The sequence below is a fragment of the Photobacterium sp. R1 genome, from assembly GCF_054600795.1.
Genome location: NZ_BAAHZP010000020.1, coordinates 46,174 through 69,525, shown reverse-complemented (window position 1 = coordinate 69,525; position 23,352 = coordinate 46,174). Strand labels below are relative to the sequence as shown.

Sequence of the window (23,352 nt, the reverse complement as noted above, 5' to 3'; positions counted from 1 at the left end):
GACCTTGAACTCTCCCGTGGCTGACGGGCAATCGGCAATGATTGCACAGCTGGATATGCTGGCGCGTGCCGGTTTGCTTCGGTCGCTCGATACCCAGTTTGCCAAATTTGTCTGCGATTCGGTGGCCGGGTTTGATGACCCTCAGGTCCGGGATTTACTGGCGCTGGCAGCTGCCTGGGTCAGCCAGGAGCTGGGCCGGGGGCATGTCTGCCTCCCGCTGTCGTTTCAGCAGAGTCAGCCACTGGGGTTACCGAAAGAGGTGGCGGAATCTTTATTGTCGCTGTTGCCGGATGCCTGGCGATTGCCAGTTGGCTGGCCCGCGATCCTGAATGGCTCGGCAGCGATTTCGGATGGTCTGCAGCCCACGCCGCTGGTGCTTTGTGACGACCGCCTGTATCTGCATCGCTACTGGCAGGACGAGCAGACGGTTGCCCGTCGCCTGTTGTCCGCGGCTCGTCTTCCTGAAACCGGTCAGACTGTCACGCAATCGGCCGGGATGCTGGATACCTTGTTTGCCCGCAGTTATTTCTATTTGTTTGATGGACTGTCGGCGCTGCGTCAGTCCGGTGACGACAGTGCGGAGCGCCGTCGTTTCGTGGTCTGCGATCTACTGGATGTGGTGACGCCAGACGCGCTGAACTGGGAAGAGATTGACGCTGTACTGGTTCAGGCTCAGCGCTTTTCGGACCTGACACCGCTGGATAGGTTGATCCCTGCATCTGCCTGTCTGAACTGGCAAAAGGTGGCGGCAGCAACGGCCCTGAGCCGGCCATTTGCGGTGATCTCCGGTGGGCCCGGAACCGGAAAAACGACGACGGTTGCGAAACTGCTGGCGGCGTTGGTGATGCAAAACCAACCTGCTGCCGCGTCTGTCGATGCTGCCCGGGTGCCCCATATTGTACTGGTGGCACCGACCGGTAAGGCTGCGGCCCGGCTGACCGAATCGATTGGTAAAGCGGTCCAGTCGCTGCCGGTGGCTCCGGCGTTGCAGGCCGCCATTCCGACGCAGGCCAGTACCTTGCACCGGTTGCTCGGAGCAATTCCGGGGCGGACTGCTTTTCGGCATCATGCAGGGAATCCACTACATGCGGATGTCTTGGTGGTCGATGAAGCGTCGATGGTCGATTTGCCCATGATGGCTCGCTTGCTGGAAGCATTGCCGCCGCATGCCAAACTGATTCTGCTGGGGGATAAAGATCAGCTGGCTTCCGTGGAAGCCGGAGCGGTGCTGGGAGACATCTGTGCTTTCGCCCGTCAGGGCTACAGTGTGCCGCAGGCAAAACAGCTCAGTGAGATGACCGGCTTTGTGCTGCCTGCCGGACAGTCGGACTCACTCAGTCCGATTGCTGATTGTCTCTGCGTGCTGCAAAAAAGTTACCGTTTCCACGCATTGTCGGGGATCGGCCAGCTGGCCAGTGCTATTAACAGTGGTCAGCCGGACCGGCTGGCTGCGGTCTGGCAGCAAGCATACAGTGATATCCGGCAGTACCCGCTCGGGGCTGAGCATTACCAGCAGCTGATTCAGGCGATGTCGAATTTTTACTGTCGCTATCTGAGAGCCATTGCCGAGGGTAAACCGCCCGCCGAGGTGCTGCGGCATTTTGCCAGTGTCCGGCTGCTGTGTGCGCTGCGGGAAGGAGACTTTGGTGTTAAGGGGCTCAACAGCCGGATTGAACGCCAGCTGGCGAAAGATAAGCTGATCACGCCGGGGGATGAAACTTGGTATGTCGGTCGTCCGGTGATGATCACCCGTAACGATCATGGTCTCGGTTTGTATAACGGTGACATTGGGATTGCCATGCCGGATCCGGACGGGCGATTGGATGGTCGCGGCCGTCCGGCGCTTCGGGTGTATTTTGATATGCCGGACGGCAGTATCCGCAGCTTTCTGCCCAGCCGTCTGCCGGAGCATGAGCTGGTGTACGCGATGACAATTCATAAATCTCAGGGTTCAGAATTCGCCGATACCCTGATGATTCTGCCGCCGGAGTTCAGTCCGATCTTGACCCGGGAACTGGTTTATACCGGGGTCACGCGGGCGAAGGAACGACTGTATCTCTATGCCCGGCCTGAGGTATTACAGCGCAGTATCCAGCGCTGTATTCAGCGGGCCAGTGGTCTGGAAGTGAACCTCAGTTAAGCCATTTGCACCCGCCAGCGAGACGGGCGGGTGCAGTTATAACGCCAGCGTCAGGATTTTCGAACGACGTTGCAGGTTATAGAGGGCCTGCTTTGCCATCGGCAGGTCTGACACATCAATTTCCACGAAGCCCTGCTCCCGGAACCAGTGCAGGCTTCGGGTGGTCAGGACAAAGAGCTGCTTCAACCCTTGCGTGCGAGCCTGATGGCGAATGCGATTGAGCAGCAGCGCACCCCGGTCACCGTCCCGGTAATCCGGATGCACGGCCACACAGGCCATTTCACCCATCTGTTCTTCCATGAAGGAATAAAGGGCGGCGCATCCGATGATCAGGCCGTCGCGTTCAATCACAGTGAATTGTTTGATTTCCTGCTCCAGCTGTTCGCGGGAGCGGCGAACCAGAATACCTTCTTGTTCCAGCGGCCGGATCAGAGCCAGAATACCGCCGATATCGTCGATGTGAGCCCCCCGGACTTTTTCGGCACTGGCCATCACAATCTGTGTGCCGATTCCGTCGAAAGAGAAGAGTTCCTGAATGAGCGCGCCATCGTCTTTATAGCTGATGAGGTGACTGCGGGGCACACCGGCCCGGCAGGCGGTCATGGCACCGCGCAGGAAGCGGGCTGTCCCGGAGTCAGATTTCTTCTGTTCGGTCAGCCGTTGCAGTGTTGCCTCTGCTTCCGCCGGCAGCATTTCGGAGACGATTTCCCCCTGTTCATCCCGAACCCCCTGATGGGAACAGAAGCCAATCAGTTTGTCTGCTTCCAGACGGATGGCGACCTGCGTGGCAACTTCCTCTGACATCAGGTTGAAACATTCTCCGGTCACAGAGCTGGCAATCGGACCCAGCAAGACAATACTGTTCTGATCCAGCTGGCGTTTGATACCGTCAACATCGATGCGGCGGATCCGGCCGCTATGGCAGTAGTCAATGCCGTCATCGACCCCCAGAGGCTGCGCGATGACAAAGTTTCCGCTGACCACGTTGATTTGTGAGCCGGCCATCGGTGTATTGTTCAGACCCATGGAGAAGCGGGCGGTAATATCCAGATGCAACTGTCCGGCCGCCTGTTTAGCGATTTCCAGTGAACGTTCATCAGTGATCCGCACCCCTTTGTGGTAAGGCGTTTCATAGCCGTGCAGCGCGAGTAAATGCGAAATCTGGGGACGGGCACCGTAAATCAGGACAATGCGCAGGCCCAGACAATTGAGCAGGGCGATGTCATTGACGATATTGCGGAAGTTTTTATCAGCAATTGCTTCACCGCCCAGCATGATCACCAGCGTTTTACCTCGGTGCGCATTGACATAAGGGGCTGACTGGCGAAAGCCTTTGACCAGTGCGGTACTTCTTAATTTCACTGAGTATTCCGTTACAAAAAATGAATCAGGGGGGACATGCCAGCATGTTGCCTGTTTATCTGCTGCACAGCAAGCAGGAAAAGTGTTCAATAAGTTAGAGTTCAGACTCAAATTTTTGAGTCAAGATCCCGTTCTGACATTCTGTGCTTATTCGACCCATCAGACGGACGCCAGCTAAGCGTATAGTTGAATCACGTAGGGATGATTGGCGATGCTGCTGATGGCATTCAATAAGTACACCAAGTGGCAGGGTGCCACCATGCTGACCATATTGGTCACAGGTCTGGCGCTCAGTGGTTTTCTTGCAGTCGGTGCAGTAAAAGGTGATCTGTTCACCCCGGCGCCGGAACCCAGTATTTTCGGGATTTGGGTTGAGCAGGATGTCGCACCTTACGCAGCGGATCAATTTGAACTGCGCCAGGATGGGGTGTACGTCGCCGGTCGCATGGTCAGTACCCGTTATGACTGGGATGGCAGCCGGTTAAGCTACCGTATGGGGGGCGAAACTTACAAGTACACCTTCGAGGAAGGAAAGTTCGTTCGCCAGCAGCCTGCCCATTATGTTTCAACTTTTTCCCGTCAGGGCGCGCTTCAAAAAACCAATTCCTGAATGGCTTCCCGGTCTGGCGGGAACCTGGTTATTCCTCTTCCCGGAGTCTGGCAAACAGCTGGTGCACCGGGATTTTATTCAGCGCTACTTTTCGCATGGTATCGGCTGTCTGAGGGCTGCCGCCCAGACAACGCTGGATCACCGTATTGATTTGCTGTGCTGAGTTGCCGTCGCTGTCCAGATTGCGTATCCACTGGTATTCTACGGCGTTCGGATCAAGTAAGGTTTCCTTACCCACTTTAAATTGTTTGTTCATGCCTGTCCTTCCTGTGACATCAAGTTCCTGTGCGCCTAAAGGTGATCGCATTGTCTGCCAGTGAGCGGTATGCCAGTAAGCACGAAGTATAGTTTCCCTGACAGAATGATGTCGTTTATATGACGGTTTTATTAAATCGATCTTATATGACACTTATATGACAATGGGTGCTTATTATTCATCTTTCGTGACAATCAAAACAAGACTTTGACATTGGTTATGATAAAAAGTCTTAAGATAACTGTTTTATCAGTGGTCCGAGAGTGGCGCCGCTGTTAATTTTTTAACCTGTCAATTTCATGAAGGCAATTCTGTGTTTCAACAATTTTCCCTGTTTAGAAAAGTGACCCTTGTATCTTGTGTGCTTGGGCTGGCGGCTTGTGCCAGACCTGTTGACCGCGGTCAGCAGTATCTGGATGGAGAGTTTGGCCAAGTACTGAATCCGGTCACTCACGTTGCATCAGATAAACCCAGGGATTACACCCGCTTTGAAGCGCAGTCTGAACAAGTACTGGCCCGCTCCCCCTCAATGATGCTGCGATATCAGAACCTCTATCAGCAGGTGAAAAACTGGGCGGAAGAAAGCGGTGATCCGGCGTTGCTGACTCAGTATGGTCTGACGACGGATCAAATGGGCGGCGGCGACGGTTACGGCAACGTGATGTTTACCGGTTATTTTTCACCGGTGATTGAATTACGCCATGCAAAAGACGAGACCTTCAGATATCCGGTCTATGCGATGCCGGTTTGCGGTGAAAAATGTCCGACCCGGGCCGATATCTATAACGGCGCTCTGGAGGGACAGGGGCTGGAGTTGGGCTATGCGGCCTCAAAACTGGCGGTGTTCATGATGGAAGTGCAGGGCAGCGGCTTTGTCCATTTTGAGGATAATGACCAGCTGCAATACTTTGCGTACGGCGGTAAGAACGGCCATCCTTATGTGAGTATTGGTAAAATCCTGATCGAGCGCGGGGAAGTGCCACGGGAGAAAATGTCGCTCAAGGCCATTGCTGAATGGGTGGAGCAGCAGGATGAAGCCACGGTTCGTGAGTTGCTGGAACAGAATCCGTCCTATGTCTTCTTCCGTCCGCGCGAGGATCTGGATGTGCTGGGAACTGCCGGGATCCCGCTGTTGCCGATGGCTTCGGTCGCGGCTGACCGTGAATTCCTGCCGATGGGCAGTGTGTTGCTTGCAGAAGTGCCTCAGCTGGATGCGGAAGGAAACTGGAACGGCAAGCATGTCCTGACATTGCTGATGGCGCTGGATACCGGCGGCGCAGTAAAGCGCAACCACCTCGATCTCTACCATGGGATGGGTGAGCAGGCCGGGATTGATGCCGGGCACTACAAGCATTTTGGCCGGGTCTGGAAACTGGGACTGACAGCTGAGACGGATGCGGCACTGACCGAAGAGCGTCAGAAAGCCAGTGAAAAGACAGTGGCCCGCCCGGTAGATACCCATTTTACCTTCCTTGAAGAAAGTGTGCAGAGCCAGCCGGTGGTCACCGGTTCGGGACTGGACAACTGACAGGAGAGCGCGTATAAAAACGCGCTCATTCTCCACACACTGACAGGCCGTTATGCAACAACTCGAGACTCCAGCATCAGACAACTATAACCAGCGTTTTGGCGGTACCCGCCGTCTGTATGGTCATCAGGAAGTTGAGATCCTGAGAGCGGCCCATGTCTGTGTGATCGGTATTGGCGGAGTTGGCTCCTGGGCAGCTGAAGCCCTGGCCCGCTCCGGGGTCGGTGAGCTGACACTGATCGATATGGATGATGTGTGTGTCACCAACATCAACCGTCAGATCCACGCGATGTCAGGGACTGTCGGCCGCAGCAAAATTGAAGTGATGGCTGAACGGATCGCTCTGATTAATCCGGACTGTAAGGTCAATCTGATTGATGACTTTATTACCCCGGAGAATATTCCGGAGTATATTGGCGCTCATTTTGATTATGTACTGGATGCGATTGACAGCGTGAAGCCGAAAGCGGCACTGCTGGCGTACTGTAAGCGTTATAAAATCAAAGTGATTACCACGGGCGGTGCGGGTGGTCAGATTGACCCGACGCAGATTCAGATTGCGGATCTGGCAAAAACGATTCAGGATCCGCTGGCAGCGAAAATCAGGAATATGCTGCGTCGTTTTTACAACTTCAGTAAAAATCCGGCACGCAAGTTTGGCATCGACTGTGTCTTTTCTACTGAGCAACTGAAATATCCTCAGGCCGACGGCAGTGTCTGTGAAGCGAAAGCGACTGCGGAGGGGCCGAAACGGATGGACTGTGCAACCGGTTTTGGTGCCGCCACCATGGTGACGGCGACCTTTGGATTTGTTGCTGTGTCCCGCATTCTGCAAAAGCTGATCGAAAAACACAGCCAGTCCTGACTGAGTTGAGTTCAGCGACTGACGAACATCCGGATTTCTTCCACAATGGCCTTCAGCCCGTTACTGCGTGACGGGCTTAAATGAGCCAGCAGACCCAGTTGCTCAAAGTAAGCATCAATATCAAACCCCAGGATTTGCTCAGCGCTTTTTCCTTCATAGGCTGCCAGCACCAGGCAGATCAGTCCTTTCACGATTCGGGCATCAGAATCTGCCGCAAAGTGGTACCGGCCGTTTTCACAGCGCTTCACTAACCACACCTGGCTCTCACAGCCACTGACTTTCACTTCGTCTTCTTTGAGCGTATCCGGCAGGGCGGGGAGCTGTTTTCCCAGCTGAATCACCTGACGGTATCTGTCTTCCCAGCCACCGGCGTTGGCCATCCTGGCAACAATGTCGTCGGTTAAGATGGCGGTACCAAACGGGTGGGAAGGAAAAGGAACGGTTGTCATGAGAACTCTCTTTATTTACAGCAGGTCACAGGCTTTGTGCAGCGCCGCAACAAAACGGGCAACATCGTCTTCGGTATTATAAAGCGCAAAGGAGACACGCAGAGTCCCGGTCAGTCCGAGCGCATCCAGCATCGGATGGGCACAATGGTTGCCGGCACGCAGCGTAATATTCTGTTGATCCAGCAAGGTTGCGATGTCCTGATGGTGAACACCATCGACGACGAAAGAGAACAGGCTGGCATCAGGCTGCAGGCCAATCACCCTTAGTTCTTCAATATCCCGTATTCCTTCAAGCGCCTGCTGGCGGAGGGCGTGAACGTGCTGCTCGGCACCTTCACGGTCAATACGGTTCAGCCAGTGAATGGTCTCGGCCAGTGCGATCACGCCGGAAATATTCGGGGTACCGGCTTCAAATTTTCCCGGCAGTCCGGTGAACCGGGTGCCCTCGAAGGAGACTTTCTCGACCATCTTGCCGCCGCCATGCCATGGCGGCATGGCTTCCAGTAAGGCCTGTTTGCCATACAGAACCCCGATGCCGGACGGACCAAATAACTTATGACCGGAAAAAACATAAAAGTCGGCATCCAGCGCCTGAACATCTACGGCTTCATGCACGATGCCCTGCGCACCATCGACCACCACGACGGCACCATGCGCATGGGCGGCTTTGATCATGGTTTCGATCGGGTTACGAGTGCCGGTTACATTGGTGATATGGGCAACGGCAACAATACGGGTTTTTGCCGACAGCAGCTCATGAAACGCAGCCATATCCAGCGTGCAGTCCGGCTTCATCGGAATTTTCACCACGGTTGCCCCGGTCTGTTCGGCGACGATCTGCCAGGGCACAATATTGGCGTGGTGTTCGAGTTCGCTGACCAGAATCTCATCGCCCGGCTGCAACGTGCTGCGTGCCCACGTCTGGGCAATCAGATTCAACGCTTCTGTTGCACCACGGGTCCAGACAATTTCCTTTCGGTCTCTGGCGTGAAGAAAAGCCTGTACGGTGTCCCGGGCCTGTTCAAAACGCTGTGTCAGGCTGGCGGTCAGCTGGTGGCTGCCACGGTGAACGTTCGCGTTCTGATGACGATAGTAATCATCCAGTGTCTGAATCATCGCCAGAGGCTTCTGCGCGGTGGCAGCGCTGTCCAGGTAAACAATGGGATGATCGGAATCTTGGTTCAGTGCCGGAAACTGAGCACGGATAGCCTGAATGTCGAATTGGACGGTCATGGTGAAACTCGTTGATAGCCTAGTGCAGGGATCATCCTCATTATTGACCACAGAGGCAAGGGGACGAGAAAAGATTGAATAAAAAAAAGCACCGCGTTGGGGCGCAGTGCCATCAAAAAGTTTTGACAGACAGGTCAAAAAAAACAGGAAGTAAATCGGTAGCTCGAAGGCTACCTGCCCGACAGGAACCGGGCAATATGCAAACACAACATGCAATCTCCAGGAAACAGACGCCGGGAATCAATTTGGGATTAACACAAATTACAGCATTTACCCTTGAGATTGCGGCGCCAATCTTAGGGTTTCTGTGGTACTAGAACAATCGACAATTTATAATGGACTGGATAAAAAAAACTAATGCAACCAGTATGGCAGGACATTATGTCGAGAAGACTTCCCCCTCTGAATTCGCTCAAGGTATTTGAGGCAGCAGCCCGTCACCTGAGTTTCACGCGCGCTGCGGAAGAATTGTTTGTGACACAGGCGGCGGTCAGCCACCAAATTAAGGCGCTGGAGGAATTTCTGGGCCTGAAACTGTTTCGTCGCCGGAACCGTTCTTTATTGCTGACGGAGGAAGGGCAGAGTTATTTTCTCGACTTGAAAGACATCTTCAGTGCGATATCAGATGCGACAGATAAAGTTTTGGAACGCGGTTCAAAAGGTGCGCTGACCATTAGTTTATCTCCCAGTTTTGCGATCCAGTGGCTGGTGCCCCGCTTAAGCGATTTTAACCAGCTGCACCCGGATGTTGATGTCCGGATTAAAGCCGTCGACCTGGATGAAGGCTCGCTGACCGATGATGTGGATGTGGCGATTTATTATGGACGGGGGAACTGGCCGGGTTTGCGCTGCGACAAACTGTATCAGGAGTTTCTGGTCCCCGTGTGTTCCCCGATGCTGCTCAGTGGGCTGAAAGCACTGAATACACTGGCGGATTTGCAGTTTCACACACTGTTGCATGACAGTTCCCGGAAAGAGTGGAAGAACTATGTTCGTGAGTTTGAGATCCCGGGCACCAATGTAAATCAGGGGCCGATTTTCAGTCACTCGACCATGGTACTGCAGGCCGCTATCCACAGTCAGGGGATCGCGCTGGCGAACAATGTTCTGGCTCAGCCTGAGCTGGAAGCCGGACGTCTGGTGTGTCCGTTTGATGAAGCATTGATGAGCAAAAATGCCTTCTATCTGGTCTGTCAGGAGAAACAGGCAGAAACCGGCCGGATCCAGATTTTCCGTGACTGGGTGCTGGAGAAGGCGCGCAAAGAACAGGAAGAAGGGCCGCTGCCGCAGCCAGAGGTTCCGGTCGAAGAAGCCCTTTCCTGATTCGCCTCTGATAATGCTGCAGGCTGTCATCCGCGGTCTGCAGATGGTCAAAACAGAGCCCGGAAACATCCGGGTCTGTCCTGCCACGCCCTGTTTTTCTCCCAGAAATCGTTCTGAGTTTGGTCTGAACGATTAAAGATTGAAATTCGCCACGGGTCGGTAATACTGACCCTGTCTGACAATCGAAGAAATGAAGGGAAAAATCAGTGTCATACCTGATCAATACACCGGAAAACGGCCAGTTCGATACCACCTTTTTGTTCGCACACGGTGCGGGGGCGGGCATGGATCATGAATTTATGACGGCGATTGCCGAAGGGCTGGCCGAAAAAGGCATTCGTGTGGTGCGTTTTGATTTTCCCTATATGGTGAAGCGTCGTGAAGACGGCAAGAAACGTCCGCCGGACCGGCAGCCGAAGCTGCTGGCTGATTTTCAGCGCCATATCGAACACTTTGCAGAGGAAGGGCCGCTGGTGATTGGCGGCAAATCCATGGGAGGCCGGATGGCCAGCCTGATGGTGACTGAAGTGGCCGATGAAGCTCTGGATGCCGCAAATTGCCGGGAGAAAGTGCTGGGCGTGGCCTGTCTGGGCTTTCCGTTTCATCCGCCGGGCAAACCGGAAAATTTCCGGGGCGAGCACCTGAAAACCATTGAAGTGCCAACCCTGATCCTGCAGGGAGAGCGCGATACCTTCGGCACGCGCAGCGAGGTGGAAGGCTGGACCTATGCTGAAACGGTCACCCTTTCATTTCTGCCAGATGGCGATCACAGCCTGAAACCACGCAAGGCATCCGGACACACAGAAGCCGGAAATCGGCAGCTGGCTGTCGAATCACTGGCGGATTTTATTCGGCAGTGCGTGTCCCGTATTTAAAAACAAAAGGATAGATTGAATGCAAAGCCGCAGCATGATTCTGTTTGCCGCTGTCAGCGGAGCCATCGGTGTGGGTCTGGGGGCTTTTGCTGCCCATGGCCTGAAGGCACAACTGAGCCCGTATTTACTGGACGTTTTTAAGACGGGTGTGGATTACCAGCTCTGGCATAGCCTTGCGCTGTTCGGGTGCGGGATTTGGGCACGCAATTTTTCTGCAAAAGCGCTATCATACGCGGCCCTGTTGTTCGCGGTGGGGATTTGCCTGTTCAGTGGCAGCCTCTATTTGCTGGTGCTGACAGGCGTGAAGTGGTTTGGTCCCGTAACACCACTGGGGGGACTGTGTTTTATTCTTGCCTGGCTGTCACTGGCGGTGGCGGCCTGGCGTTCTAAATGAGGACTCGTGGTGAATCAGGTTCTGTTGTACTGCCGTCAGGGCTTTGAAAATGAATGTGCCGGTGAAGTGCAGGATAAAGCCAATGCACTTGAGCTGTTTGGCTTTCCGCGCGCAAAGAAAAATAGCGGTTATGTGCTGTTTGAGTTTTATCAGCCGGGTGATGCCGATAAGTTTGCGCAGCTACAGCCATTTTCACAGCTGATTTTTGCCCGTCAGATGCTGGTCGTCACGACGCGTCTGGAAGATTTGCCGGCCGACGATCGGATCAGTCCGATTCTGGCGGTTGCCGAAACATTGCCACGTTGCGGTGATCTGCGGGTTGAAACACCGGACACCAACGAAGCCAAAGAACTGCTGAAATTCTGCCGCAAGTTCACGGTGCCGCTGCGTCAGGCACTGCGTAGGCAGGGCACGTTGTATGTGAAAGACAATCCGAAGAAACCGGTACTGCATTTGTGCTTTACCGAACCGGGCTGTTGTTTCCTGGGGTACTCCTACAGTAACAACAACTCGCAGTTCTTTATGGGGATCCCGCGGCTGAAATTCCCGGCAGATGCACCCAGCCGTTCAACGCTGAAGCTGGAAGAAGCCTTTCATGTCTTCATTCCGCGTGAGGAGTGGGATGAACGTCTGGCCTCCGGCATGTGGGGTGTCGATCTGGGCGCCTGTCCTGGAGGCTGGACTTATCAGCTGGTCAAACGATCCATGTTTGTTCACGCGGTGGACAACGGACAGATGGCACAGAGCCTGATGGATACCGGTCAGGTGAAACATCATATGGCCGACGGATTTAAGTTTGAGCCGCCACGCAAGAATGTCACCTGGCTGGTGTGCGATATGGTTGAGAAACCTGCCCGGGTGGCGCACCTGATGGGGCAGTGGCTGATCAAAGGCTGGGCCAAAGAAACGATCTTCAACCTGAAGCTGCCGATGAAAGGTCGTTATGATGAGGTGCTGCAGGATATTGAAAACCTGAAGGTCTTTCTGATTCAGAATGGTTTGAAATTCCGCCTGCAGGCGAAGCATCTGTATCACGACCGCGAAGAAATTACGGTCCATATTCAGGCGCTGGACAACCGCAGTCCGCACTAAAACCTGCGTTACGGATGGCGGGCACTCAGCCCGCCGTCTGATATCGGATATCCTGTAAATTAAAGCCCAGCTGCAAGTCGGTTTTCAGCCGTGCAACGGCTTTGCTTGCTCTGGCACTGTCCTGAGCAGGTTCAATTTTCTTACGCCATTTCTCCGGCAGATCCGCTGCCGTTAGAATGCTTTCCAGATCCGGATACTGTTGTAGCAGTTCACAGGCTGCTTTCGGCCCGATGCCCGGAACGCCCGGGATTTTACTGGAGCTGATCCCGGCCAGTCCCCAGTAATCCGGCAGTTGCTCCGGACGCACGCCAAATTCTTTTTCAATGAACGGGCTGTCGAGCCAGCGTTGCTGGAAGTAATCCCGGATCATTACGGTTGGGCGCAACAGCTGGCAGTAGCCCTTATCGGTGGATACGATCGTCACCTGGCCGCCGTGATCGGCGACTTTCAGCGCCAGCGTCGCAATCAGATCGTCGGCTTCATCGCCGTCGGACAGCAATGAGTCGACGCCAAGTGCCATAAAATCATCCTGAATCTGCGCCATACCCGTCTGAAGCTCAGCCGGCATCGGTTTGCGGCCTTCTTTGTAGCCGGGCAGCAATTCGGCACGCCAGCCTCTGTCGTCACCATGGTGGTCAAATACCGCCACAATGTGGGTCGGCTGACTGACAGCAATAATTTTACTCAGTGCCTGGCAGCAGACTTTACTGGTGCTTGCGATGTCCGGCTCGCCGGGTTGGGCGGCGTGAACACGGCGGATCAGGTTGAGGGCATCAATGACGACAAGATGTATAGACATAATATTCAATAAAAAACAGGGCCAACTGGCCCTGTATTCTACGTTGCATGGCAAATTATTTCACCATGTCGGGGTGGGTGAGGATGCGATAACAGGGAATGTACTCGCTGCCGGGCAGTTTCATACGTTGCTGGGCGACGAAACTTTTCAGCAGTTTGTCCATACGTTTCATCAGCGACGGGTCGCCGTTGATTAAAAAGGGTCCTTTGCGCTCGATTTCCCGGATCCCTTCTTCTTTGACATTTCCCGCCACAATCCCGGAAAAGGCTCGGCGCAGATTCGCTGCCAGTTGTTCCGGACGCTGGTTAAGTTGCAGATCCAGACTTCCCATGGCTTCATGTGTCGGCTCAAACGGTAGCTGAAATTCCGGCGGAATTTTCAGTGACCAGTTATAACAGTACGCATCGCCGGTTTCCTGGCGGTGTTCCTTGGTCAGCGGCATTGCTGCTTTCATGATACGGGCCACCTGCGCCGGATCATCAATCACGATTTGATATAGTTTGGCTGCTTCTTCTCCCAGCGTATCGCGGATAAAGTTGTCGAGCGTTCTGAAATAGAGTTCGCTGCTCTTCGGCCCGGTCAGCACCACTGGCAATGGTTGATCCTGATTATCGGGGTGCATCAGGATCCCGATGATATAGAGAAGCTCTTCGGCGGTCCCGGCACCACCAGGAAAGATGACAATCCCATGGCCAACCCGGACAAAAGCTTCCAGACGTTTTTCGATATCCGGCATAATGACCAGTTCGTTCACAATCGGGTTTGGCGGTTCGGCTGCAATGATTGAAGGTTCCGTCAGGCCGATAAAACGGCTTTTGCCGTAACGTTGCTGGGCATGGCCGATCGCGGCACCTTTCATCGGACCCTCCATGGCGCCGGGGCCGCAGCCGGTGCAGATATTCATTTCACGCAGCCCTAGCTGATGGCCGACATCCCGGGTGTACTGGTACTCTTCAGGATTAATGGAGTGGCCGCCCCAGCAAACGATAATACTGGGATCTTCACGTGACCGGACCGTCTGGGCGTTACGCAGGATACTGAAGATAAAATTCGTAATATGCGGCGCACTGGTCAGATTCAGATCATTGCGTTGTTGAACGTGTACGTTGACGTAAATGATATCCCTCAAGACGGCAAACAGGTGTTCCTGAATACCGCGAATGATCTTGCCATCGACGAAAGCATGCTCTGGCGGATCTTTCAGTTCGAGTTTGATGCCGCGCTCTCTTCGGAGGACGTTAATGTCAAAGGATTTGTGTCTTTCCAGCAGGGCACTGGAATCATCGCTGTGGCTCCCTGAGTTCAGGACAGCCAGCGAACAGTTGCGGTACAGGCGATAGAGATCGCTGGCTGCGGTCGCTTTCAGCCTTTCGACTTCCAGTTGCGATAGCAGTGTCATTGCCCCAACCGGACTGATATGTGTAATCATGTTTACCTCCCTGGAGATAAATACAGGCCATTTGAGCGCCTGTACCTCATACCAGTCAGAGCAAACTACGTCGGGCAGCAGCTCTCACCTGGTATTTGTCTTTCCGCGTGCGGACAATGGTCGCTTCACGGAGAGAAATATCGGACATTTTTCCCTGCCCGTATTATTCAACATACACAGGCATCCAGAGTTTGACTAGAGGAAGTCTGAAAAAAAAAGCGTTTGTACAGCAGTGGGTTAGATGCGAAATGCTGCGTTATTGAGTTTAAAATCAGCTGTTAAGCAATCCAGATCAGGTGATTCCGGCCAGCATTTTTGGCACTGCTCAGCGCTTTCTGGCTGCGTTCGATCACGCTGCTCGGCGTGTCGTTGTCATCAAACAGGGTGGCCCCCATAGATGCCGTGACCGAAACATTTTTTTCGCGAAAACGGAAGGGTAACTGGAAGATGCTTTCGCGAATGTTCGATAAGCGGCGATGCCTTTCCGTTTCTGTCATTTCCGGCAGGATCAGCATGAATTCATCGTTGCTGACCCGGGCGATAAAGTCGGTGTCCCTTAACTGCTGGCGCAGTGTCCGGGCAATGATTCTGAGGACTTTATCACCGGCCTGGAAACCATAGTTGTCATTCAGTTCGCTGAAGTGGTCCAGATTGACCACGGCCAGGCAGAGCGGATGCTGATAGCGAATCCACCGACGGTATTCATGTTCCAGACGATCCTGGAAGGCGGCCCGGTTGTAGACCCGGGTCAGCGGGTCCTGAAATATCCGTCGCTGCAGATCTTCAATCTGTCGGTGCTGATCCTGTGTCTGCTGATAGAGTTGTTCTGCACGGCTCTGATGATAGTGCAGCTGCTCCAGTAAGGATTGTTCGCGGTTTTCCAGGGCACGCTGGCGCTCAACCAGATGTCTGAAAGACTGATCCAAATCCTGCGCGGCACTGCGCCAGTTTTCCAGATTGCTGTGCTGGGCCAGAGCCTGATGGAAGCGATCGGACAGTTGTCCCAGCTCAGAAGTCAGTTCCGAGCGGTGATTGTACAGTGCTAACCCTTGTTCAACAGCCTGGCGGGTGGTCTGTTCCAGCGCAGCCAGATCGCCGCTGATCACATCCAGAAACTTCTGCGCATGGCGTCTTTCACTGACAAATGCATCCAGTGCCAGGCGGAGTACTTCCAGGCAGAGTTCAACCAGGGAAAGGGTGGTCACGCCTTTGAGCAACTGATGACGGATGGTCAGGAGCTGCTCACCAGATTCCCCTTCCGCATCCAGCTCAGTAATGATTTGCTGCAGCTCATGACAGAGCTTCCGGTGCAGGTCACTGTCTTTGGTGAGCGACTCCCGCTCGACACTGACCGGAACGGTCAGGAGCTTCAGAGCACGGTCGTACAGGCCGAACAGTTGAGTAATTTGCTGGTGGCTGTGGTTCAGTGAAGCGGGTGACTGGGAGAGTAAATCATGAAGGTCGCGTTTGAGCTGAACCGGCAGGGCAGGAATGCGTTTCAGACTCTCGGAACTTTGCTGTATCAGGCCCGCCAGCCGTTCCATGGTTGTATGGGTTGGCGTTTGCCGCAGCAAAAGGCGTTCCACCTGTGCCAGATGCGGCACAATTTTACTGATGTCTTTGTTCTGCTCCAGATCCCGGCGCAATGTTTCCAGACGCTTGTCCAGGTCGACATCCAGTCCTCGGCAGGCGACAGCCATACGGGCAATCAGACGCTTTAAAATGACGATCTCACGACGTGACTTTAACGACGCATCGCGATATGACAATTGAGCCTGATCCAAGCGCAGCTTCAACTTACTCACTTCAGAAGCTGCGTCAACATTCGTTGCCACGTTGACTAATGATTACCTTATCTGAACTTCCTTCGCTCAGTACAACTCACAGAGCGATACCGGATGTTAGCAAAAAATTCCTGCCGGGTTGAACATTATTAACGGCTTGTTTTCCCGGACACAAACGCTCGCGTGTTTTTTATACATTTTCGTGATCTTAGTAGACCTAAATAGCAGTAATACCGAGTGTTTTTTCTTCAGAGGTGTTTGCTCCAGTCATATTCCTGCTGGGAAGATGTCTGAACTTTGACCAGTCCCTTATCCATTCCCTGAATGCAGGCATGACGAATATTGTCTCCGGCAAAGCTGGCGGCAGGTGCGGCATCGATGGCACTCAGATGCACCCACTGGCTGCCCGACTCGGCTTTACTGATTTGACGGGCGGCCTGGGTGGCCATCAGCAGAATATCAATCAGCTCCTGGTCATTGATGGCCGTATAGGCGCGGGGCAGAAACGGATATTCCGCCATGCCGATGCGAACCCGGCTGTCGAGCTGTTTTTCAGCCATGAAATGATCGACCAGTTGCTGAATGGAATCGGCCAGCTGTTTGGGCGCACTTTCCAGTCGCGAATTCGGCTCAATATATAAAAACATGGCATCAGAGAAATGGTACAGGCGTGCGGGTTCGCAAATCTGGGCATTCAGGTAGTCACCGAACTCGCGTTCCAGTGCCAGTCCCTGCTGATAGCCATGCTGCAAATAGACATGTTTGAGTAGCGGTACTTCAAACAGCGCAAAGCGGAGCCGGTCACTCAGGGGCTCATTGATGATTTCGCCCAGATGCCATTGTTCAAAATGGGCGCTGCTTTGCTGCAATGAGTTCGACAGTCTTGCATTGAGCATTCGCAGATTGCGCAGACCGCTGCGCGGGTGCGTGTAGAATTCATCACGTAACAGCTTGAGGCGGCGACGCCACTGATGTGCGGAACGATTGCGATACCAGAGCAGCAGCAGGGAAAGCAATAAGCCGATCAGTAAGACGGTAGTCAGGTTTTTCTGCTGATACAGCGCCTTTTCCTGTTCAAACTGTTGCCGCTCGAGTTCTTCGAGTTTCAGCGAGCGCGCCATAATCCGCTGCTGCTGACGAAACACTTCGACATTACTTTTGACCTGATTTTCCTGCATGGAGGCTTGCAGCTGCTCATAGCGGCGCTGGCTGAGCAGAGCATTGTAATAGTCTTTTTGTTTTTCAAAGGCTGCAGACAGGCTGGCTTCCCCCATCATTTGCAGTGCGGGCTGAGGTTTCTGCAGGCGGCTGGCAGCAAGCAGAGCCGACTGGATGGTCGAAATTGCCTGCGGCGTTCTTTCCTCAGCCAGTTCAAGCTGCCCCTGGAGTAACTGAGACTGAATCAGGGTGATCTCATCATCGCTTTCCTGAGCCAGTTGCCGGGCATGATGGAGGTATTGTTCGGTTTTGGGGTAGTTATACAGTTTCAGATAGACCCGGGCGATACTCAGGCGCAGACGGGCTGAACGAGGCTGCAGGCGCAGCTGATTTTCCTGATCCAGTGCATTGAAATAGTGCACCAGCGCCAAATTGTAGCGGCTTTGCTGCTCATAGATACTGGCGATCAGTGCCAGAGTTCTGGCCAGCGGAATCGTTCGGTTAAAGTGCTCAAAAAATTCTCCCGCCTGAGTAGCGTGTTCCAGCGCTTTGTCGAAGACTTTCCGCTCTTCATAGAGCGTTCCCAGTTCCAGGTTGGCCACGGCCACTTTGCCGTGGTCTTCCTGTTCCTGAGCCAGCCAGTAACCACTGAGCAGACGGTCCAGCGCCAGATCATAATGCTGATGCCTCAGATAATGACGGCCGTGGCTCAGCAGGAAGTTGATTTCTTCTTTGGGCTCATTCAGTTCAGACAGATCACGCTTGGCGCGGGTAAACATTTTTTCGGCTTTGCGTTCATCGCCCAGCGTGGATTCAATATCTGCGCGAAGCATCAGCAGATGGTACTGCAGGACTTTCACCTGCTCACTGCGCTGGAGCTTTTCATCACCAGCAATCGCCTGGTCCGTTTTGTTCAGCAGGTCGCTCGTAGAGGTGGCATCGCCGAGTCCCTGCCAGAGAATGTCGGCATGGATCAGCTGAGTTTCCAGCAGGGTGTAGCTGAATTCGTTGCTGATAGCCAGTGCCTCAGCTTCCCGGATGATCTGAATGGCTTCGGGTTGCCGGTTCAGCAGGGACAATGCTCTGGCTTTAATCTGGAGCGCATTAATAGTACTGAGAGGGGTGCGGATAGAATGGTCGGTTTCTTCGCTTACATGTACGCGCGAACTGTCGACAGGGATGCTCATCTGACGCTGGCTCAGGTAGCGGTTGGTAATTTCCAGCGCTTTTTCTGGGCTGGTTTCCAGCAGCAGGTCTGCATCGGCCAGAATCGGGGTGGCATAGATTTTTGCCTGCACGGGCAGGGCAGTCAGAAAGCAGAACAGAATGCTGAAGAGCCAGTCACGACAGTTCATAGAGCACTTATCCATCAGGAAACACGGCCCTCATATTACTGGCTCAGGTCCTCAAGTCCAGCAAACTAGAGTGATTTGCCGGACTTGCAAGACAAGTTGAACTCAGAACTACTGTCGGGCCAGGCGATCATTGTCGCTTGGTGTTTTGCCCTGATTGGTTCGGTAAGGGTTGATATCCAGACCTCCACGACGGGTATATCGTGCGTAAACCGTCAGTAACTCAGGCTGGCAGAAGTGAAGCAGGTCCGTGAAGATACGCTCGACACATTGTTCATGGAACTCATTGTGGTTGCGGAAAGACACCAGATAACGCAGCAGCTTTTCCCGGTTGATCTGTTTCCCTTTGTACGAAATCCGTACGCTGCCCCAGTCCGGCTGGCTGGTGATCAGACAGTTGGATTTCAGCAGATGGCTGTGCAGGATTTCTTCGACAACGTCGCCTTCAGCGGCATTTGCCAGCAGGCCCGGGTTAAAGTCGAAACTATCAATTTCAATGTCCTGATCATCAATGCAGGTGCCGCTGAAATCGACAATCGGCTGCGCGGTGAAATCACTCAGTGGCTGGATCGTCACATCGACGTCAGAACCGGCACAGGCAGACAAATCTTTCTGCAGCATATCAGCAACTTCCTGCCAGCTTTCGATACGCGTGTTGTTCAGGCTGTTCAGATACAGCTTGAAAGATTTGGATTCAATCAGGTTCGGGCTGCCGGCGGGCAGACGCACTTCACCGATTGCAACCTGCGGCAGTCCTTTACTGTTCAGCCAGGACAGTTCGTACAGGGTCCAGATGTCATACCCGGTAAAGGGCAATTCATCACCAAGCGCCAAGTCATCGCGGTTCAGTTTGCGTGGCACTGCCTGCAGCAGGGAAGGATCATACTGATCTTTGTATTCACTTTTTTGGCCAAGAGTTAAACCGGCTAGTTCTTTCGCGTCTTTGTATTTGCTCATATTGTCCTGGACACACACACTTGGATTACAATAGGCAAAGTTTACTGAATCTTGCTTGAGGTTGCGAATGAATCATCCGGTTACGGCCGCATTGGCCGATTTTTCTTCCCGTTTTATGAAAGCCTGGTCTGATGATCAGGCCAGCCAGCCATGCAGCAGCGATCTGATTGGCCTGGCATCGCCCTGTGTGGTTCGTGACAGTGGCGATACGGTGTTCTGGCAGCCGGTGGTCCGAGAGCCGGCAGGTGATTTGGCCGCAGTTGAACAGGGGATTGAACTCCGTCTGCACGCCGACATTCAGGCGTTTTACGGCAGCTATTTCAGTGGTGACATGGCGGCCCGCTTTCGGGACCTGGAACTGGATTTGCTGCAGGCGTTCAGCGAATCGGACCATCAGCGGTTACAGGAAAATATTCTGGGCCATCTGGTGACCCAGCGTCGTCTGAAACTGAAACCGACCGTTTTTATCGGGGTGATGGCCTCTGAGCATCAGGTCATTGCCATCTGCAATCTGACGGGGAATGTCATTCTGGAAACTCTGGGTCAGTCGGAGCGTGAGGTTCTGGCGGAAGATGTGGCCAGTTTTCTTCGCCAGCTGGAACCTGTGGTCAGGGTAAGTTAAACCATGTATGTCATCGAATTGCAGTTTGAATGCTTTGATAACACGACGATTTCTGCCGTTGAGCAGGCGATCAATGGTTTGATGGATGCGCTGAGGTACAACGGTCAGGTCCTGGGCCGTGAGTTTCCTGTGGTCATGGATGAAGCGGTCTTTAAAGTACGGGCTGTCTGTCCGGAAAAACAAAGCCTGCACAGTCAGTTCCACAGTCCTCAGGTGAAGGCCTCAATGAACCGGCTCTCTCAGGCCGGTCTGCTGGCCCCGAAAATCAAAGTTCTGGGCCGGGATATCAACTCTGAAGCAACCGCCGAAGATTCGCCCGGCTGGCAGGTGCTGTATACCACTTATGTGCACACCTGTTCGCCCTTGCGCAGCGGAGATTCTTTACTGCCGATTCCCTTATACCGGATCCCGGCAACCTTTAACGGCGATCACAAGGCAGTGGTGAAATGGCAGACCGAATGGCAGGCCTGTGATGAAATTCAGATGGCCGGTGGCTGTCAGGCCGAACATGCAGCCTTGCATGAAATTCGCGATGCGGACAGTGATTTATTCCGGCGCGGCTGGGATTTGCGGGGTCGGATTGAACACCTGACCAAGGTGCCGACGTATTATTACCAGTACAGAGTCGGGGGTGTCAGTCTGGCAGAAGAAGCAAACCGGCCTTGTCCGAAATGCGGACAGCCTTGGCGCCTAGAGGAACCGATTCACGGGATTTTCCATTTTAAATGCGACCCTTGCCGTCTGGTCTCAAACCTTTCCTGGGATTACCAGTAACAAAGAGACGCCCGCTCCGAAGAAGAGCGGGCGTTTTTTCAGCCGGGTCAGGTAAGACTGATTTATTTGGCCTGAATCGCCGTTTCCAGCGCGGCGAGGCGTGAGGTCAGGCTGGCCACCTGTGCTTCAAGCTGAGCAATGCGTTCGCTGTCGCTGGCTGTTGCTGCTGGTGTTTCGGTAATCTTCGGTACTTTGGCGTGCTGTTTCCAGCTTTTGATTGCCTGAATGATGACGGGCATTGGCAGCGGTTCGCGCAGGCGTGCCTTCACCAGTGCAACGCTTGGTTCTTTACCTTCGGCCATCAGAGATTGAATGGCGCTTTCTAATGCTTCAGTGACTGCTGAGGACATCATTTCTTCCTGAAATTGAGGGATCGTTGGCTTATTTTCGTAGCAATGTATCCAACTGATCAATCACTTCGCACCAATCGGCATCTTCTGCGATCGATTCGTTCAGAAACCGGCGCTGGGAGGGCTGCCAGAAATCAGCCTGGGTGATGGTTTCGTTCTGCTGCAAATGATGATCCCGGATAAAGCTTTCGATGGACTCTTTGGATGAATTTAAGCCTAACTGGTTGAAGAGGCTGGGTAAATCGTGGCTGAAAGTTTCCATGGTGACATTCCCCTAGTCGTGTTTGCCTTAAGTATAGTGGGGAATAATCGGCATTTCGTCTGAGCCCTTTGTGAGAGATCGCTTACAAATGTGTAGGAGAAATTGAAATCAGTTGACAGACGATGACTTTAACTCTGTATTGAAGTTGTTTATTTTCAAGTGGTTATATTTATTTTTCGTTTTTGATATTTGTGTCATTGTAAAGATTGCCATCAGACAGTTGCTTGTTCTGAATCGGATATCGCGTAATCTTAACCCTGTCGGAAGGAACTGACACGGAACAGGAAATGGCGCCACGGAATCGGCGGTCTCAGGATGAGACAGGTTTTCAGGAAGAAAACTGACAGGGAAGATTCGGAGGTTGCAGGACGCAATCAGTGCAAACGGGATGTTTGCCGTCAGGATGACACAAGGATGATGCTTCAGGGCAGAAGCGATGGACACCGCCAGGAAGGCTGTTGAGAGTTAATTCAGGACGGATTAACGGGTCAGGAGACCAAGGAACACTTCAGGACGAAGTTCAATAAGGGAAGCGCTGAAGGATTCAGCATACAAAGGAATGATGCAGGGAGCACCGTTGTAGTAGGATGCTACAGGTAAGACCTAAGGGCGCAGCGCAAGTTGCGCCCATTCTTTTATTGGTGCCCCGCCAGCCGCGTCCAACCGCATGAAAACCAGCCTTTCTATTGTCTGAACCAAACCATAGAGCTCCATCCATATAGCCTCATTGTCTTGCAGTGAGAATCTGTTTCTCAGGAAAATGGTATTCTCATCTTTGAGTATGAAAGCCGGTGCCTTATGTTTCTTCTGTTTTTGCTCGTCTCTCTGTAAGAGATCTCTCACAAAAGCGTGAGAAATCTGAGTTTAAGGGGCAGTCAATCTACGCACACTCTATATAAATTGTCCTTTAATACAATTGCTTAAGTCGTTGCTTTTAATTCGATGATGATGGTGCCTTTTTTTCGTCGTTTCGCCATACTGTGTTCGCCTTCGATTTGTCGTAGTCTTAGAAGTGTCGAAGGATTTGACATTTTGGAACAGGATAACGGCCAGGGAGCAGGGTCGGTTAGGGAAGATAGTGAGGGCGAGGACAGCTCTTGCGCTAAGGACAGTTCAGGACATGGCAGGATGCCGGTTGCAGTCACCAGGATGGGGCTGCTCAGGATGAGACAGGACACTTTCAGAACGAAAGCAAGGACACCGCCAGGACGGTCGAAGAGAGTTATTTCAGGATGAAGTAACGGATCAGGAGATCAACGGACACGTTCAGGAAGAACGCCAAATGGAATATCGCCGACGGATTCCGGCGCATCGATGGATTGAGGCAGGGAGCCACTCAGTAGCGGGAATGCTGCAAGTAAGACCTAAGGGCGCAACGAAAGTTGCGCCCGTTTTATTTGGTCGCCAGTCAGAATTCGCACTTCAACCCGGCATATGATGCGGCGGGACGTAAAACTGTACAGGTCTCATTCCCCGGAAGGTTGCACAACCCTGATAGGCATCGGCACCATCCGCGGAAAACTCGAACAGGTAAAGCGTCTGCCAGGTCCAGTTGCCGGCATCGTCTTTCAGGCGGTGTGCTCCCCGGGCAACACTCAGCAGCTGTAAACCGAGCTGCTGGCAGCGCTGGTGAATAAACTGCTGCGCCAGTTCACTTTGCCGGCGTTGCTGCCAGAACAGGTAACCCGCGAAGGCCAGCGCCAGTATAATGAGTAAATTCTCCATCCTTGGTTCTATT

22 protein-coding genes are annotated in these 23,352 nt (G+C 53.3%); 10 read left to right on the top strand and 12 right to left on the bottom strand.

Going from position 1 to position 23,352, the window contains the following annotated elements:
• Positions 1-37: 37 nt before the first annotated feature.
• Positions 38-2,140: an exodeoxyribonuclease V subunit alpha gene (gene recD, locus ACYP03_RS22270; RefSeq protein WP_459782151.1), complete on the top strand. Its 2,103-nt coding sequence runs from the start codon at positions 38-40 to the stop codon at positions 2,138-2,140.
• 36 nt (positions 2,141-2,176) lie between these two features.
• On the opposite strand, the gene argA is transcribed toward recD, so the two are convergent.
• A complete protein-coding gene (gene argA / locus ACYP03_RS22265; RefSeq protein WP_459782139.1) occupies positions 2,177-3,502 on the bottom strand; it encodes an amino-acid N-acetyltransferase in 1,326 nt (441 codons plus the stop codon).
• Between the two features lie 211 nt (positions 3,503-3,713).
• Between argA and ACYP03_RS22260 the strand changes: the two genes are divergently transcribed.
• Positions 3,714-4,112 (top strand): DUF2850 domain-containing protein, encoded by a 399-nt coding sequence (locus ACYP03_RS22260; protein WP_459782138.1) that lies wholly within the window; start codon positions 3,714-3,716, stop codon positions 4,110-4,112.
• 28 nt (positions 4,113-4,140) lie between these two features.
• Here the strand turns inward: ACYP03_RS22260 and ACYP03_RS22255 are convergent, their stop codons facing one another.
• Entirely contained in the window at positions 4,141-4,368 is a 228-nt protein-coding gene (locus tag ACYP03_RS22255) for a hypothetical protein (RefSeq protein WP_248144110.1), read from the bottom strand.
• A 331-nt stretch (positions 4,369-4,699) separates the two neighbouring features.
• Between ACYP03_RS22255 and mltA the strand changes: the two genes are divergently transcribed.
• On the top strand, positions 4,700-5,896 hold the full coding sequence (gene mltA / locus ACYP03_RS22250) for a murein transglycosylase A (RefSeq protein WP_248144216.1): 1,197 nt from the start codon (positions 4,700-4,702) through the stop codon (positions 5,894-5,896).
• A gap of 52 nt (positions 5,897-5,948) precedes the next feature.
• The gene (gene tcdA, locus ACYP03_RS22245; protein ID WP_459782137.1) at positions 5,949-6,761 is read left to right on the top strand and encodes a tRNA cyclic N6-threonylcarbamoyladenosine(37) synthase TcdA; all 813 of its coding nucleotides are present in this window, start codon (positions 5,949-5,951) and stop codon (positions 6,759-6,761) included.
• Positions 6,762-6,772: 11 nt separating this feature from the next.
• On the opposite strand, the gene csdE is transcribed toward tcdA, so the two are convergent.
• A complete protein-coding gene (csdE, locus tag ACYP03_RS22240; protein ID WP_459782136.1) occupies positions 6,773-7,210 on the bottom strand; it encodes a cysteine desulfurase sulfur acceptor subunit CsdE in 438 nt (145 codons plus the stop codon).
• A gap of 15 nt (positions 7,211-7,225) precedes the next feature.
• Complete coding sequence (gene csdA, locus ACYP03_RS22235) at positions 7,226-8,443, bottom strand: cysteine desulfurase CsdA (protein ID WP_459782135.1); 1,218 nt, start codon at positions 8,441-8,443, stop codon at positions 7,226-7,228.
• A 381-nt stretch (positions 8,444-8,824) separates the two neighbouring features.
• Here csdA and ACYP03_RS22230 point away from each other — a divergent pair, with 381 nt between their 5' ends.
• The 4 genes from ACYP03_RS22230 (at position 8,825) to rlmM (ending at position 12,127) form a co-directional block, all read left to right on the top strand.
• The gene (locus ACYP03_RS22230) at positions 8,825-9,766 is read left to right on the top strand and encodes a transcriptional regulator GcvA (RefSeq protein ID WP_459782134.1); all 942 of its coding nucleotides are present in this window, start codon (positions 8,825-8,827) and stop codon (positions 9,764-9,766) included.
• Between the two features lie 206 nt (positions 9,767-9,972).
• Positions 9,973-10,641, top strand: a complete 669-nt coding sequence (locus ACYP03_RS22225) for an alpha/beta fold hydrolase (protein WP_459782133.1) — start codon at positions 9,973-9,975, stop codon at positions 10,639-10,641.
• A gap of 19 nt (positions 10,642-10,660) precedes the next feature.
• On the top strand, positions 10,661-11,035 hold the full coding sequence (locus tag ACYP03_RS22220; RefSeq protein WP_248144117.1) for a DUF423 domain-containing protein: 375 nt from the start codon (positions 10,661-10,663) through the stop codon (positions 11,033-11,035).
• Positions 11,036-11,044: 9 nt separating this feature from the next.
• Positions 11,045-12,127 carry a 23S rRNA (cytidine(2498)-2'-O)-methyltransferase RlmM gene (gene rlmM, locus ACYP03_RS22215; RefSeq protein ID WP_459782132.1) on the top strand — a complete coding sequence of 361 codons (1,083 nt, stop codon included), beginning with the start codon at positions 11,045-11,047 and terminating at the stop codon, positions 12,125-12,127.
• Between the two features lie 25 nt (positions 12,128-12,152).
• On the opposite strand, the gene xni is transcribed toward rlmM, so the two are convergent.
• The 5 genes from xni to queF form a co-directional block, all read right to left on the bottom strand.
• Positions 12,153-12,926, bottom strand: coding sequence for a flap endonuclease Xni (gene xni / locus ACYP03_RS22210; protein ID WP_459782131.1), 774 nt, complete (start codon positions 12,924-12,926; stop codon positions 12,153-12,155).
• Between the two features lie 55 nt (positions 12,927-12,981).
• The gene (ppnN, locus tag ACYP03_RS22205; protein ID WP_248144120.1) at positions 12,982-14,355 is read right to left on the bottom strand and encodes a nucleotide 5'-monophosphate nucleosidase PpnN; all 1,374 of its coding nucleotides are present in this window, start codon (positions 14,353-14,355) and stop codon (positions 12,982-12,984) included.
• 278 nt (positions 14,356-14,633) lie between these two features.
• Positions 14,634-16,190, bottom strand: a complete 1,557-nt coding sequence (locus tag ACYP03_RS22200; protein WP_459782130.1) for a GGDEF domain-containing protein — start codon at positions 16,188-16,190, stop codon at positions 14,634-14,636.
• A gap of 197 nt (positions 16,191-16,387) precedes the next feature.
• Entirely contained in the window at positions 16,388-18,652 is a 2,265-nt protein-coding gene (locus ACYP03_RS22195) for a tetratricopeptide repeat-containing diguanylate cyclase (protein WP_459782129.1), read from the bottom strand.
• A 108-nt stretch (positions 18,653-18,760) separates the two neighbouring features.
• The gene (gene queF / locus ACYP03_RS22190; RefSeq protein WP_459782128.1) at positions 18,761-19,606 is read right to left on the bottom strand and encodes an NADPH-dependent 7-cyano-7-deazaguanine reductase QueF; all 846 of its coding nucleotides are present in this window, start codon (positions 19,604-19,606) and stop codon (positions 18,761-18,763) included.
• 67 nt (positions 19,607-19,673) lie between these two features.
• On the opposite strand from queF, the gene syd reads away from it, so the two are divergent.
• Positions 19,674-20,228 carry a SecY-interacting protein gene (syd, locus tag ACYP03_RS22185; protein ID WP_330961777.1) on the top strand — a complete coding sequence of 185 codons (555 nt, stop codon included), beginning with the start codon at positions 19,674-19,676 and terminating at the stop codon, positions 20,226-20,228.
• A 3-nt stretch (positions 20,229-20,231) separates the two neighbouring features.
• Entirely contained in the window at positions 20,232-21,002 is a 771-nt protein-coding gene (locus tag ACYP03_RS22180; protein WP_330961776.1) for a Zn-ribbon-containing protein, read from the top strand.
• 62 nt (positions 21,003-21,064) lie between these two features.
• Here the strand turns inward: ACYP03_RS22180 and ACYP03_RS22175 are convergent, their stop codons facing one another.
• The 3 genes from ACYP03_RS22175 to ACYP03_RS22165 form a co-directional block, all read right to left on the bottom strand.
• Positions 21,065-21,355 carry a hypothetical protein gene (locus ACYP03_RS22175; RefSeq protein WP_459782127.1) on the bottom strand — a complete coding sequence of 97 codons (291 nt, stop codon included), beginning with the start codon at positions 21,353-21,355 and terminating at the stop codon, positions 21,065-21,067.
• A gap of 28 nt (positions 21,356-21,383) precedes the next feature.
• Complete coding sequence (locus ACYP03_RS22170) at positions 21,384-21,614, bottom strand: DUF2789 domain-containing protein (protein ID WP_248144130.1); 231 nt, start codon at positions 21,612-21,614, stop codon at positions 21,384-21,386.
• A 1,422-nt stretch (positions 21,615-23,036) separates the two neighbouring features.
• Positions 23,037-23,339 carry a DUF3301 domain-containing protein gene (locus ACYP03_RS22165; RefSeq protein ID WP_248144131.1) on the bottom strand — a complete coding sequence of 101 codons (303 nt, stop codon included), beginning with the start codon at positions 23,337-23,339 and terminating at the stop codon, positions 23,037-23,039.
• Positions 23,340-23,352: the final 13 nt, after the last annotated feature.